Below are 14,250 nucleotides of genomic sequence, written 5' to 3'. Positions count from 1 at the left end.
TATGTTTTTTAATCCGGGGAGTGAATCTCCCAAACCTATATTGGTCCTGGGTACAGGCAATATACTCTTGAGTGATGAAGGTGCCGGGGTACGCTGCATAGAGCGGCTATCCCGGTTTCCTGTTCCTGAAGATGTGGAGCTGTATGACGGCGGCACCGCCGCCATGGATTTGCTGGACGTGATATCCAGGCGTGAAAGAATATTTATACTGGATGCGGTTCACGGCGGAGACGAACCCGGTATGATATACCGCTTCCGCCCCGAAGATATCAAAACCGAGCAGAAAATAGATATCTCTTTCCACCAGATGGGGCTGATGGAAATACTTAATCTGGCCAAATACCATGACGCCCTGCCAAAGGATATTATAATATACGGTATCCAGCCCGGCAGTATGGCACCGGGGTTTGAGCTTACCCCGGCAGTAGACAAGGCTGTAAACCGGGTGGTGGAAATGATGAAGGCAGAGCTGGACATCAAGTAACCCCGGCTATAAATACCGGACTTAAAAGGGCGGGCTTTTACCGCCCTTTTTTATTACCCAGATATGCTCAGGAAAGCCGTATATCGGCAATAATAGCCAGATGGTCTGAGGCCAGACTAAATACAGTATAAGAATCCAGATACTCTATATCAGGCGAAGCCCAGATATAATCTATTCTCTGGTATAAATCTGCCGCATGGTAAGTAAGAACCGAAGTCTGCCCCTCCAGGCTATCAGAAAAGCCTGCCTGCCGCAGTATAGCTATCTCCGCTGAATCCGGTTCGGCATTGAAATCACCCATTATTACCGTAGAGGGGGCATGGTGCCAAAAATCTGCCAGCTCCTCTGCCTGAATAACCCTCACCTCCCCTTCTTCGGGCACGTGGTGCAGATGGGTAGCCGCCAGGTACAGATACCTGACACCCAAATCCAGTACAGCGTTCAGATAGCCCCGTTTGATAGGCAGCCCTTCACTTTCCAGACTGACATTGTGGGTATCCAGTATGGGATATTTGGATAATATGGCATTCCCCCAGTATTCACCGACAGTAGCCCCAAAAGCGAAGTGCATATTCAGCCGCTGGGCAAGCCACTCCAGCATATCCACCCGCCCGCTTATCACCCAGCCGCGGGAAATTTCCTGTAAGGCCACCACATCCGCCCCGCTGTCTTCAATAACCCTGGCCAGAGCTTCCAAATCCAGCTTACCCTGGGTATTGAACCCGTTATGTAAATTATAAGTCATAATACGCAGAGTTCCGCTAAACTGAGGTGCAGCCGGAGGCGTTTTATAGGTAAGCAAACCTAAAAGGGGCAGCGTCAGGAGCAGTATGGACATAGCCGGCAAAATAAAGCGTTCACCCTTAAAATCCAGCAGAGGCAGACACTCCCGCCCCGAATACAAGCCCAAAACCACCACCATAAGCCCGGCCACAAGCTCTAAAACCGTATTATCATATGGCACAGCCACCTGATACACCGCATAATACCCCAGCAGGAGTATAACGAATAAAATCATACCCAGCCCGTTAGGCAAGTTCAGGCTTTCAGGCTGCCCCTCAGCCATTCTGCCGCCAATATAGCGGAGAATCACTCCGAACAGGAGTATCAATGCCAGCTGCCCCAGAAAATGCTGGGCAAGACTTATAGCCGCCACTCCGCCTGAAATACCGGTCAGGGAAAGTATCAAAAACAGGCTGGCAATCATGGACAGCAGCCTGATATGCCTTTGGTTGAGTGAAAACACCCAGAGTATGCCCACTAAACCCAGTGATAAAGCCCCCAGCACAAATAAAGAAGCAACCGGGCTGGAAAAACCGCTGAGGACAGACAGCCGGGCAATATTGCCGAAAATTACCAGTTCCAGAAACAAAAATGGGCCTATTACCAGCCAGCCCAAGCCATTGTTACTGGCAGCCGGCCCCTCTGACAGAGGCATATGCACACTAAGCAAAAATAGTATAAACGCCGCTATCACAGCACTAATCAGCAAGGGGAAAACCGAAGGCTGGTTTACCAGGTCATAAGTGCCAAATCCGGCAGACAAAGCGGCATTCAGCAGTAAGCCGAAGACAACCCCCGCCCCGAAATGCCCCACTGAAGATGCCCCCCGCACCCGGGCACTATCCAGATAAACCGCCAAAAAAACAGCAAAGAGAGACAGACCCAAAGCAGAGCAGATGAAGTTTATAAGAGGCTCGGCAAAGCCTATCTGGGCCAGCAGGCTAAGTATGGCCACTCCACCGGCACTGAAAATAATGGCTTTATAACTGCATAACAAACCGCGCAGGGGCTTAGCCAGAAAGGACAGACCGAAAATGACAAGGGCAATTAGTCCCAGCACCCCTGCCCCCTGTCCGAAGCGGTCACCCAGTATCCAGGTCATACCTGAACTGAATAGCGGAAACAGACTCACCGCCAGGGTAAAAACCATTGCCGGCAACAAAAATTCCACTGCACCCGGCTTTTCCTGAAAAAATCTCCTCATGCCTGCCGTACCTCACTTTCTAACCATGCCTGTCCGCCAACAAATATTTCCCAGAACTTTTTTTATTCTGCCAGTTTTACCTCAGGGGCTATCCGCTCAAGGTCACTGGCATTTATAAGCACCCGCTCTTTAAAGCCAAAAATCCCGGCCAGCAGACGGTCAGGGAATATCTCGCGGCGGGTATTATAAAAAGTAGCTATAGAGTTATAGTAGTCACGAGCCAAAGCTATCCGAGACTCGGTAGCCGCCAGTTCCTCCTGGAGTTTCAGAAAGAGCGTATCTGCCTTGAGTTCAGGGTATTTTTCCATATTAAAAACCAGTATGGCAGAGGCACTCCGGATATCCGTAGTATCCTGCCCGTTTACCCTGGAGATAGTGCGTACTTCCGCCAGCATCTCCTGCAGCTCATGCTCATGCTTAGAAAAACCCGCTACACTCTTTGCAAGGTTGGGTATCAGGTCAAAACGGCGTTTCAGCTGTATATCTACCTGGGCATATCCCTGGCAAACCCTGTTCCGAAGCCCCACCAGACTGTTATAACCCGCCCAAAGCCAGCCCAGCAGCCAGCCAAAGAGATAAAACCCCAGCCACCAAACCGCACCCCAGCCCGGATTAAAACCCTCAGTGCCCTGCTGAGACAAAAGTAACCCGCTGCCTGAAGATACCAGCAAACCCAGGATTATCCAGAACCAGAACCAGCCGCTGTAACTGCGGCTTATCTGCTTCTCAGTCCGGGTGGAAATCACATACATAGGGGCAGATTTGTCTTTGGCTATTTCAGGGGCAACTATATCCCCCCGTTCCCGGGATTGCCCCATTATGTAAAGCTCTGCATGCAGCGGGATAGCTTCCTCGGTAAAACGGCGCCGGTGGTCAGAATTAGCTATACTCCCCTGCGGGCCTTTGGCATAGTACAGCGGGTCACTCCGGCCGCAGGTCTGGTCAAACAGGGTTTGGGGCTGGATATCCGCCCCCTCCGGCTGTATAAGGATAATCCCCGTTTCGTCCTTAAGGTAAAACGGCTGCATCTCTTTGCCGGAGGCCACCTGTGTCCAGCCGCTCTCCTGCCGGGTACGGACACCCACATGCCCCTTAGCATCGGTATAAGTTTCAGTCACCAGACGTGACCAGTGTTCCTCTACTTTATAATGATAGTAAACGCACTTTTTAGCCGAAAGAAAGCCGGTAAAAGGATTTTCACTTTCGGCCCTGCCTTTAAGCTCAACCAGACCGATAAATACCCCTTGGGTACGCGAAGTGGGTATATCATCTACCAGCCGCTTGCGCCGCATCACCCGGAATGCCAGCACCAAAGCCACCAGACTAAGTGCAAAAACCAGATAACCCCAAATCTGAAACTCCATTCGCCCACTCCCCGGTAAAGCTTAGTTGGTATTTATCATAACATACCCGCCTTCCAGACGGATAAAAGCTATCCGTAATGAGCATGCAAAATATTACCATTTGTCTAATTATATTAATAAAATTTTACACAAAAGTGTTATACCAGTATACTGTGGGAACTGCCCATAAATTTCAACAAGGAGTTAGTAAATTCCACATGACCATCAAAATAGTCACTGACAGCACCGCTGATTTACCGGCTGACCTGGTAAAAAATCTGGGGATTACGGTTGTACCTCTTTACGTCCATTTTGGCACTGAAGTATTCCGTGACGGTGTGGATATAAATAAGGAAACCTTTTTTCACAGGCTGATACATGGCGGCATCCACCCCAAAACCTCCCAGCCCAGCCCCGAAGATTTTGCCAATGTCTACCGTGAGCTGGCTAAAGACAATACCACCGGCATTGTATCCATCCACATTTCCTCTAAATTCAGCGGCACTTACCAGTCCGCCATAGAGGGCGCCAAACTTTCGGGCGTAAGCTGCCCCATAGAGGTTATAGATTCCCGTCTGCTCTCCATGGGCATGGGGCTTATCATCAAGGCTGCTGCCATAGCCTCCCGTTCAGGCAAAAAGCTGGGGGAGATTGTGGAAGACTGCAAAAACAGCATACCCAAGATAAAGCTGATGGGCTTTTTTGATACCCTGCGGTATGTTCAGGTGGGCGGGCGGCTTGGCAAAGCCAAAATACTTATGGGCTCTCTGCTGGGGGTAAAACCCGTACTGACAGTGGCAGACGGCGAATACCAGCCCTGCGGCAGGGTACGCAATACCGCCAAAGGTTTGGAGCGGCTGGTGGAGTTTGCCAAAACAGGTAAAAACATAGCTGATTTCAGCGTAATCCATTCTACTACCCCGGAAACCGCCCATAAACTGGCGGATATGCTTAGTGATATTTTCCCCAAAGACCAGACTATACTTGCCCAGCTGGGAGCTGTTCTGGGGACTCACGGCGGCCCCGGCACCCTCTGGGTGGCCTACAGGGAATCTTGATAATCATATATAAGATACTGTATTTAATTGAGCGGGGGGAGTATTCCCCCCTTTTTATATTATCCCCGGCCTTTTACATGCTATACTTTAAATATAGGGGGCTATTTAGCACCCCACTTGAGCTTACTCTACCCGGCAGGCAGGGAGGATTAAATGAGCTTTGCAGCAATATTTTCAATAGTTATCGGTGTGCTTGTTATTTTCCAGTGGAGAGAAAACCTTAACCGGCGGGCGCTCCAGGACCCCAACAAAGGCTATAAATCCAGGTGGGGTACGTATGAGCTCATACTCCGCTCAGCTGCCGAATTTGCCACCGCCCTCATGCTTATTCTGGCAGGTACAGGCTTGCTGTCTGAACAGAGCTGGGGGGAAAGCTTGTATCTGCTGGCAACCGGTATGTTTATTTATTCAGCCATAAACAGCCCCGGTTACTTTGTCCAGCAGAAAAACTGGTCAGTAGTGGCCGCTTATGCCATAGCTTTGGAGCTGGCCATACTGGGGGTAATACTCTTCCTCTAGGCCAAAAACCTGGTTAAAACAGATTTAGCTTCAGTTTTAAACGAATATAAAAAAAGGGCAGACCTTCTTAGGTCTGCCCTTTATCTTGACTATGACTTTGTTATGAGCGGGAAATAGCCTTTTCCAGCTCATCCAGCAGGGGGTGCTGGTACTTTTCAATATCCCCGTTATCGCACAAGGCCGCCAGAGCAGGGTCCAAGGGCATTTGGCCTATAAAAGGCACGCCTATTGATTTGGCCAGCTCTTCACCGTGTCCGGCACCGAAAACCTCAATCTTTTTATCCAGTTCGGGGACTTTCAGATAAGCCATATTCTCCACCAAACCGATAATGGGTTTTTCCATTTTCTTGGCCATGCTCACCGCTTTTCTGGCCACCATCTCCACCAGACCCTGAGGGGTGAAAACAACCAGAATACCCGAAATAGGCAGCGCCTGTAAGACCGTAAGTGCGGCATCACTGGTACCGGGCGGCAAATCCACCACCATGTAATCCAGCTCTCCCCAGAGTACATCATCCCAGAACTGGTTAATCATCTTGGAAATAAGCGGCCCGCGCCAGATAACGGCATCATCCTGATTAGTCAATAATAAGCTGGTGGATACCAAAGAAATACCCCCGCGGGATTGAACCGGCAAAATAGCCTCTTCGTTACCTATAATCTTCTGGTTGGCACCAAACATTTTGGGTATACTTGAGCCGGTTATATCGGCATCCAGTATGCCCACCCTGTACCCCTGCCGGTTTAAGGCCACCGCACACAAACCTGTTATAAGAGATTTCCCTACCCCGCCCTTGCCGCTCATAACAGCCACTACTTTTTTAACCCGGTTGAGATCTTTCAGAGGGACTGTAATATACTCAATCTCAAGGGTTTGTTTTTTAAGTACCGGCTTTAGAGCCAGCTCTATTTCCTGCCGCAAAATCTGCCGGCTGTCTTCGGATAAACCGGCACTGGCTACTCTGACTGCTATTTTATCCGGCTGAACCGTAACCTCCTGTAACAGATTAAGCTCGGCCAGGGTAGTTCCAGCCGCTGCGACCTTTACTTTCCCCAGTATTTCCCGTATTTCAGCTTCAGTAGACATAATCCAGATATTCTCCCGTGTATTTTATTTAAAACCTACACCTGCCAGCCCCGCCGTCAGGTTCGCTTAGCATAACTGCACCACATCAATAAATACCAGTTTGCAGTCCGGAATTTACTCTGTTATTATGAGCATATGCCCGTTAGTAATATTATACCAATACCCTAAAAGCGTCAACGCGCGTAAAGCAGAGTAATACCGGATATATTTCATGAGCAAATCTGGCCAAATGCACCCCCCCAAACTGTGCTATAGTAATTATAAGGCCAAAGGCGAATCAGAGTAAATTGACAGCGAGGTGTTGTATTCATTATACTCTACCAAGTGGTACTAGTACCTAAGAACTAATACTACTTGGTACCCTAAGATAATACCCCAGCCTCGCAATATCTATCACCCCTAATCTCCGGAACAGCCAAACTAAACAAGGCAGCTTGTTAGATAAGTATCAAGTATGGCAGGAGTGAGCGATGACAGATAAACGTAAACAGGGAAATTCCCGGTCAACTCCCCCTCCAACCCGCAGGGATTTTATAAAAAACTCCGGAGGTGTGCTGGGTCTGGCGGCTATAATAAAGCTGGACGAAGGCACTCAGAATTTCAAAGCGGCTGTTGCACCCCCCTCTGCGGCCAGCTTTCCGCCGGAAGAAACCACTTTCCTTCCCAGCCCTGTTAAGGAAGACCCCCTTATCCGGATGCAGGAAGATTTGCGCCGGGCTATGCAAAAACCAGCCGCCGAACGCCACTGGGCTATGGTAATAAACCTTAGGAAATGTGTCGGCTGTCATGCCTGCACCGAAGCCTGCATCTCGGAAAACAAACTCCCTCCGGGGGTGATATACCGCTTTGTTATGGACGAAGAGATGGGTCAGTACCCTAATGTCTCCCGGCGTTTCACTCCCCGCCCCTGCATGCACTGTGACAATCCCCCCTGCACCAAAGTCTGCCCGGTGGGTGCCACCTTTAAACAGCCTGACGGGATAGTGGTAATTGACTATCACCGCTGTATAGGCTGCCGTTTTTGTATAGTGGCCTGCCCTTATGTTGCCCGGACTATGGACTACGGCGATAACTATCTGGAAGACGAACCTGAGGACTCTGGCCTGGTGCTGGGTTATGAGCAAGGCGGGGTCTGGCAAAGTGCCCCCAGTTTTGAATACGGCTACCAACATTCACGCACCCCCAAACGGGACTCACCCATCGGCAATGCCAGAAAATGCCATTTCTGTCTGCACCGCTTGGAAAAGGGCATGCTGCCGGCTTGTGTCACCACCTGCATCGGCCGGGTAAACTACTTCGGTGATGCCAATGACCCTGACAGCCTGGTTTCGGAACTGATAGCCAACCCGGGCATTATCCAGCTTAAATCAGAGCTGGGCACTGACCCTTCAGTTTATTATTTATTTTAAGGGGAGGAGTACCGCAAACCATGAATTGGAAAAGGATAGCCCTGGGTATATTAATCCTTTCCCTGGCGGCCGGAGTCTGGGGATTCCTGATGCTCCTCAACAACGGTCAGCAGATGCTCGGACTGGGCAGTTTCGTAGTCTGGGGCTTGTGGATGGCACTCTACGTCTTTTTTGCCAGTACCGCAGCCGGTATGTTTTTTATAGCCTCGCTGGACCTGCTTTTTAAGGTTAAAACCTTTGCCGGCACGGGCAAGATATTTATGCTGGCTTCGCTGACCAGCCTGGGTGCCGGTCTGGTGCACATCCTTATCAACGAAGGCCGCCCCGAACGGGTAATGAACGTATTTCTGCACCCTAACTTTGATTCGGTGCTGGCCTGGTCTGTCTGGATTTATACCCTGATTGCCCTGGCTACGGCCGCAATTTTATTCGTTCTGTTTATGCCCCAAAAACGCCTGCCTTTCCCCAAAGAACCGGTAGTAAAATGGCTGATGATTTTGGGTTTCCCGGTAGCGGTTATTGCCAGCGGGGCGGTGGGATTTACCCTTAGCACCCAGTCTTCACATTCATTCTGGAGCGTGGGTCTTTTTCCGGTACTCTTCCCTATCTTCGGTATGTCTGCCGGGTTCGCCCTGTCACGCATCATAGTTGCCCTGTACGGAGATAAAAAAAGCCCCGGTTACCCCCGCCTGGCCAGGACTATGGTAATTTCCACCATGATTTTACTGCTTGCCATTACCTACATAATAGGCTCGGTGCTGTTTGTGGGCATATATGACGCCACCCCGCCCACTATCGAAGCCGCCAACTATATAATGTTCGGACAGTACTGGTACGGCTTCTGGATAGTCCAGATGGGTCTGGGTATTGTGGTAGCCATGGCAGCTCTAATCACCATTCTGGTTAAACCCGGCTTATCCAAAAAACCGGCCTGGGGGCTGAGCGTAGGTGTGCTGGTGCTTCTGGGGGCGGCTGTTGCCCGTTTGAATTTTATCATTCCGGCTCAGGTAGTTGCCGGGGCAGACTTTTTATCCAGCCCCATTATAGACAGCAGATATATAGACAGCTACATACCCACCCTGCCCGAATGGGCGCTTTCAGCGGGTGTGACTGCCGCAGCCATTTTGGTATTTTACATGGTGGCCAGGATGATGAAACTGATACCTGTCAGAATTGGAAATGAGGAAACCGGCAATGAATAAAGAAAGGCAAGCCAAAAACCCCTCCGGGGGCATAACCCGGGCTAATTTTATAAAGGTTTCCGCTTTGCTGGGGGGTACTGCCCTGCTGTCCGGCTGCGAGCTGGTGACCCACCCCAGAAAGATACTGGGCGACAATGATTATTCTTTATCCAGGCCCGAAGATATTATCTACAGCACCTGCCAGCAGTGTGCCACCCAGTGCAGTATAAAAGTAAAGCTGGTTGACGGGGTTATTGCCAAGGTGGACGGAAACCCGTTCAGCCCCTGGAATATGATGCCCCAGCTGGATTATAAAACACCGGTAACCACCTCTGCCCTGACAGACGCCAGCATCTGCCCCAAAGGGCATTCGGGTGCCCAAACTTCTTATGACCCATTCCGTCTGGTCAAGGTAATAAAGCGTGACGGCCCCCGCGGCTCAAACAAATGGAAGAGCATCCCCTTTGACCAGGCAGTAGAAGAAATAGCCAGCGGCGGCAAAATCTTTTCAAACGTACCCGGTGAAGAAAACCGGAACGTGGAAGGCTTAAAAGATATCTGGGCCTTGCGCTCACCCGAAGTAACAAAAGCCATTAACACTGATATAAAGGCTATCTGGGCTGAAAAAGATGAAACTGAAAAAACAGCTCTGGTAGAGGCCTTTAAGGAAAAATACAGGGATTATCTGGATAAATTTATAGACCCCAATCACCCTGACCTTGGGCTGAAAAACAACGGCTTTTGCTATATGTTCGGGCGGACCCAGGGCGGCCGGGTGGATTTTATAAAACGCTTTACCCATGACGCCATGGGTTCTATAAACGCCCACGGGCATACCACAGTCTGCCAGGGCAGTTTATTTCAGTCAGCCAAGGCCTTAAGTGCCAAGTTTGATTCCACAACCGGCGAATTTATGGAAGGTGATAAATTTTACTGGATGGCCGATATAGGCAAAAGCGAATTTGTCATCTTCACCGGCGCATCCCCCTTTGAGGCCAGCTTTGGCCCAACCAGCCGCGCCATGCGGATAGCAGACGGGCTGGACAGCGGCCGGATGAAATATGCGGTGGCAGACCCGCGTTTCTCCAAGGCCGCTTCAAAGGCCTGGAAATGGCTTCCGGCTAAACCCGGTACCGAAGGGGCTTTGGCACTGGCCTTAATCCGCTGGATATTTAATAACAGCCGCTACAACGCCAAATATCTGGCCAATGCCAACAAAGCCGCCGCTGATGCAGACGGAGAGCCCACCTGGAGCGGCTCCACCTGGCTGGTAAAGATAGATGCCGAAGGCAAGGCCGAAAGGTTTCTACGGGCTTCGGATATCGGCCTGGAACAGGGCAGCTTCGGCTTTGATACCCCGCTGATTATGAAAAATGGAGAGCCTACCCGGTTTGACCCGAATGATACTGTAAATGCGGCTGAAGGTGAGCTGTTCATTGACACCGTTATAAATGGTTTGCGGATGAAAAGCAGTTTGCAGATACTCCGGGACGAAGCCTCCAGCCACACTCTGGAAGAATGGGCCGAAATCTGCGGGGTAAAGGCGGATGACCTTGCCGAAACGGCCAGCGAATTTACCAGCCACGGCAAAAAAGCGGCAGCGGATGTCCACCGGGGAGTCAGCCAGCATACCAACGGCTTTTATAACGCCCTTGCCTGGTGGAACCTGAATATGCTTATAGGCAACTATGACTGGCAGGGCGGCATGCTCAAAGGCTCTGCTTATGATATCAGCGGCAGCAAAGCCGGCGGCCCTTTTAATCTGGGCAAGATGAAGCCCGGCGCACTTACTCCCTCCGGCATAAATATAGTAAGGTACGGGCATATATACGAAGATACCACCCTGTTTAAGAGTCAGGGTTATCCGGCCAAGCGGAACTGGTATCCCCTTTCGGAGGATATTTATCAGGAGGTTATCCCCTCGGCCGGAGATGCCTATCCCTACCCTATCAAGGCTCTTTTCCTGCATATGGGTTCACCTGTTTACGTAGTCCCGGCCGGGCATACCGCTCTGGAGTTTCTGTCAGACCCGGAAAAACTGCCCCTGCTGGTTGTTACCGATATAGTGGTAGGTGAAACCTCCATGTATGCTGATTATATCTTCCCGGACCTGACCAACATGGAACGCTGGGAGTTTGCCGGCAGCCAGAATACTATCCCCTTTAAATCCCAGCCGGTCAGACAGCCTGCTATTGCCCCGCTGGTGGAAATAGTGAAAGTATTCGGTCAGGATATGCCCCTTTCCATGGAGACCATGCTGCTGGGGCTGGCCGAAAAAATGGGCTTGCCGGGCTTCGGGCCGGACGGGCTGGGTAACGGCATACCCCTTAACCACTTTGATGACCTCTACCTTAGAATGGCGGCTAATCTGGCTTTCGGCGAAAAAGCTGACGGCTCTGATGCCGTTCCTGATGCAGACGAAGAAGAAATACGCATATTTACCCAGGCCAGACGCCATCTGCCGGATAATATTTACAACCTTGAACGCTGGAGCAGTCTGGCGGGTGAAAACTGGCCAAAGGTTGTTTATATGCTAAACCGGGGCGGCCGCTTTCAGGACTATGAGGGTGGCTACCCGGCCAACCAGCAGCTGGGCAACAAATACGGCCGCCTGTTCAACGTGTTTTTGGAAAAAACTACCGAAGTCAAAAACTCGCAGACGGGTGAACCCATCCCCGGCCATGCCTGCTATATTACCGCCGGGCGGGATTGCTACGGGCAGGAACTGAATGACGAGAAAAACGGCTATGACTTAAACCTGATTACCTACAGGGAGATTGCCCGCACCCCTACCACCGCCGGCAATTATTATCTGAACCCCCTGCTGCCGGAGAACACAATACTGATTAACCAAGCTGATGCAGACAGGCTTGGCTTGGGCGAAACAGATATAGTCAGGGTGGTATCCGAGAGCAATCCCAGGGGCGTCTGGAATCTGCGGAACGGTCAGGAATGGCCTATGAACGCCAAGCTAAATATTATGCAGGGTATCCGCCCCGGAGTAGTAGCCTTCTCACTGGGATACGGCCATTTCGCCTACGGCGGGCTGGATATCACCATTGACGGTGAGCTTATTCCAGGTGAGGCCAAACGCACCAAGGGGGTAAACGCCAACGCCGCCATGAGGGTAGACCCCCACCTGAAAAATACCTGTCTGGTTGATACCATCGGGGGCAGTGCCGTTTTTTATGATACCAAGGTCAGACTGGAAAAAGTTAATACCTAACCAAAGTACAAGGAGACTAACTATGAGCATATATTTAAACCCTGAGAAAAACCGTATCCCCGCCCTTCTGACCCTGGCCGTCATCGGCTCTGTCTGGGGGCTTCTGGAAATGGCACTGGGGGGTTTCCTGCACGCAATCCACTTTACCTATCAAGGGGCGGTTATGGGAGGCTTAGCTATATCCCTTATGGCTATATTTATGAGCATTACCAAAAAACCCGCCCTTATCCCCCTGCTGGGCGTTATTGCAGCCGCTTTTAAACCCTTCTCCGCCCTGATATTCGGCGAGCCGGTCTTTTCGGCTTATGTAATCAACCCGGCAGTCGCCATCATAATGGAAGCGGTTGCCTTTGGATCGGTGGCCTTTATCTTCAAAAAAGCTATGGAAAAGCACCTCCTTGCCCAGATAACTACCGGCTTTCTGTCAGGTGCTTTGGGTATAGTATTATATGCGGTTATCGCCTCTGTATTCGGTATGGGCAAATGGCCTATGCTGGATATGGCCGGCAAGATAGACACCATAATAAGCACCGGCTGGCCGGTGGCATTGGCCGGCAGCATTACCCTGGCCATAGGCTACTATCTGGGTAAATTCGGTATGCCCAAACTGGCTAATTTCAAAACCAGCTATCCCCGCGCGTACTACATAACCTCAGCCGTGACAGTGGTATCGTGCTGGGTTATTCCGGCAGTATTTCATCTGGGAGGTTAGGTGAACCTTATTATCACCGGAGAAGTGGGCAGCGGAAAAAGCTCACATTGCCAGAGATATGCCCGGTACCTGCGGGAGTACGGTTTTAAAACCGGCGGTATTATCTGCCGCCCTGTGTTTCAGGAAGACACCAAAACAGGTTACACGGTTACCGATATCCGCACTTCGGCAGAGGCTGTTTTCAGCCTGACTAACCCTCCGGCTGATTTTCAGGGTGAAAGGGTTGGCAGGTATTCTATCCTCCAAAGCGGGCTTGATTTCGCCTGTAACGCCATCAAGGAAGCTCTCCGGACTGGCTATGAGGTTATTTTCCTTGATGAAATGGGACACCTGGAGATAGCCGGCAAGGGGCTGGCCGGACAAGCCCGTCTGGCTTACCAGAAAGCACCTTATACTGTCTCCGTAGTCCGCAAATCCCTGCTTCAAAAGTTTCTGGCCGCCTTCGCCCCGGAGGAGTCCGAAAATATTTTTGTCATACAGGATATAGAGGCCGACCCGGATATACACCCCGCCTTTTTTAAAACCCCGCCTGACAAAACCGATATAAGCTGCATTATACTGGCAGGCGGCAAAAGCAAGCGCATGGGCAGGGATAAAATTAGCGCCACCTTAGATTCGCAAACCCTGCTGGAAAGGGCGGTGGCTAACCTTAACGGTTACGGGCGGGAAATTCTGGTGGTTACCGCTTACGGCCAGGCAGATACAAAAATAAAGCCGCTACCCGGCATAAAAATAGTGCGGGATATCCTGCCGGAAAAAGGGCCTCTGGCCGGTATTTACAGCGGCCTTAAGGCCTCAAAATCCCAGTTTAATCTGGTGGTAGGCTGCGATATGCCCTTCCTCAACCGGGCTCTGCTGGAGTATATGAAAGACCAGGTGGCAGGCTTTGAGGCTGTCGTACCCAGACTTGGGCACAGGCCTGAACCCCTGCATGCCATTTACTCTAAATCAGCCGGTGAAAAAGCCCTTAGCCTGTTAGACCAGGGCAAATTGGCCGTCAGTGATTTACTTGCCCGCCTGCACACAAGATATATAGAAGAACCTGAGATTGACCGATTTGACCCCGAACACCGCAGTTTTTTCAATATCAACCGCCCCGAAGACCTGGACACAGCCAGAGACATAGCCGCAAACAAAAAAGCTGTTTCCGGCTAATACCATTCCCCCGGTCACTTTTCCCAAAACAGTGCCTCCAGAGCCGCAAAAGTGTATTATAATTAAAGGGTCATAACAATATTTTGAGC

Annotated in this window: 11 protein-coding genes; 8 read left to right on the top strand and 3 right to left on the bottom strand. The window is 50.7% G+C overall.

Going from position 1 to position 14,250, the window contains the following annotated elements; translation table 11 throughout:
• Position 1 precedes the first annotated feature (1 nt).
• The gene (locus ACE6F3_RS03205; RefSeq protein ID WP_324664091.1) at positions 2-484 is read left to right on the top strand and encodes a HyaD/HybD family hydrogenase maturation endopeptidase; all 483 of its coding nucleotides are present in this window, start codon (positions 2-4) and stop codon (positions 482-484) included.
• Between the two features lie 67 nt (positions 485-551).
• Here the strand turns inward: ACE6F3_RS03205 and ACE6F3_RS03200 are convergent, their stop codons facing one another.
• Together ACE6F3_RS03200 and ACE6F3_RS03195 are read right to left on the bottom strand one after the other, a co-directional pair.
• On the bottom strand, positions 552-2,471 hold the full coding sequence (locus tag ACE6F3_RS03200; RefSeq protein WP_324664094.1) for an endonuclease/exonuclease/phosphatase family protein: 1,920 nt from the start codon (positions 2,469-2,471) through the stop codon (positions 552-554).
• Positions 2,472-2,533: 62 nt separating this feature from the next.
• Positions 2,534-3,835 (bottom strand): LemA family protein, encoded by a 1,302-nt coding sequence (locus tag ACE6F3_RS03195; RefSeq protein ID WP_324664096.1) that lies wholly within the window; start codon positions 3,833-3,835, stop codon positions 2,534-2,536.
• A gap of 197 nt (positions 3,836-4,032) precedes the next feature.
• On the opposite strand from ACE6F3_RS03195, the gene ACE6F3_RS03190 reads away from it, so the two are divergent.
• Both ACE6F3_RS03190 and ACE6F3_RS03185 read left to right on the top strand, forming a co-directional pair.
• The gene (locus tag ACE6F3_RS03190; protein WP_324664098.1) at positions 4,033-4,872 is read left to right on the top strand and encodes a DegV family protein; all 840 of its coding nucleotides are present in this window, start codon (positions 4,033-4,035) and stop codon (positions 4,870-4,872) included.
• Positions 4,873-5,025: 153 nt separating this feature from the next.
• Positions 5,026-5,391 carry a hypothetical protein gene (locus ACE6F3_RS03185; protein WP_041223294.1) on the top strand — a complete coding sequence of 122 codons (366 nt, stop codon included), beginning with the start codon at positions 5,026-5,028 and terminating at the stop codon, positions 5,389-5,391.
• A 100-nt stretch (positions 5,392-5,491) separates the two neighbouring features.
• Here ACE6F3_RS03185 and ACE6F3_RS03180 read toward each other — a convergent pair whose 3' ends face one another.
• Complete coding sequence (locus ACE6F3_RS03180; protein WP_324664100.1) at positions 5,492-6,478, bottom strand: Mrp/NBP35 family ATP-binding protein; 987 nt, start codon at positions 6,476-6,478, stop codon at positions 5,492-5,494.
• 470 nt (positions 6,479-6,948) lie between these two features.
• On the opposite strand from ACE6F3_RS03180, the gene ACE6F3_RS03175 reads away from it, so the two are divergent.
• The 5 genes from ACE6F3_RS03175 to ACE6F3_RS03155 are packed head-to-tail and all read left to right on the top strand — an operon-like array spanning position 6,949 to position 14,161.
• Positions 6,949-7,887: a 4Fe-4S dicluster domain-containing protein gene (locus ACE6F3_RS03175; RefSeq protein ID WP_324664101.1), complete on the top strand. Its 939-nt coding sequence runs from the start codon at positions 6,949-6,951 to the stop codon at positions 7,885-7,887.
• A 20-nt stretch (positions 7,888-7,907) separates the two neighbouring features.
• Positions 7,908-9,089, top strand: a complete 1,182-nt coding sequence (nrfD, locus tag ACE6F3_RS03170; protein WP_041340928.1) for an NrfD/PsrC family molybdoenzyme membrane anchor subunit — start codon at positions 7,908-7,910, stop codon at positions 9,087-9,089.
• Positions 9,082-12,294, top strand: coding sequence for a molybdopterin-dependent oxidoreductase (locus ACE6F3_RS03165; protein ID WP_324664105.1), 3,213 nt, complete (start codon positions 9,082-9,084; stop codon positions 12,292-12,294). The genes nrfD and ACE6F3_RS03165 overlap by 8 nt, the downstream gene beginning before the upstream one ends.
• A gap of 22 nt (positions 12,295-12,316) precedes the next feature.
• Positions 12,317-13,006: a hypothetical protein gene (locus tag ACE6F3_RS03160; protein WP_324664107.1), complete on the top strand. Its 690-nt coding sequence runs from the start codon at positions 12,317-12,319 to the stop codon at positions 13,004-13,006.
• Complete coding sequence (locus tag ACE6F3_RS03155) at positions 13,007-14,161, top strand: NTP transferase domain-containing protein (RefSeq protein ID WP_324664109.1); 1,155 nt, start codon at positions 13,007-13,009, stop codon at positions 14,159-14,161.
• Positions 14,162-14,250: the final 89 nt, after the last annotated feature.

The organism is Dehalococcoides sp. THU4, from assembly GCF_043231265.1.
Taxonomy (GTDB): domain Bacteria; phylum Chloroflexota; class Dehalococcoidia; order Dehalococcoidales; family Dehalococcoidaceae; genus Dehalococcoides; species Dehalococcoides mccartyi.
This window is presented reverse-complemented; position numbering and strand designations above follow the sequence as displayed.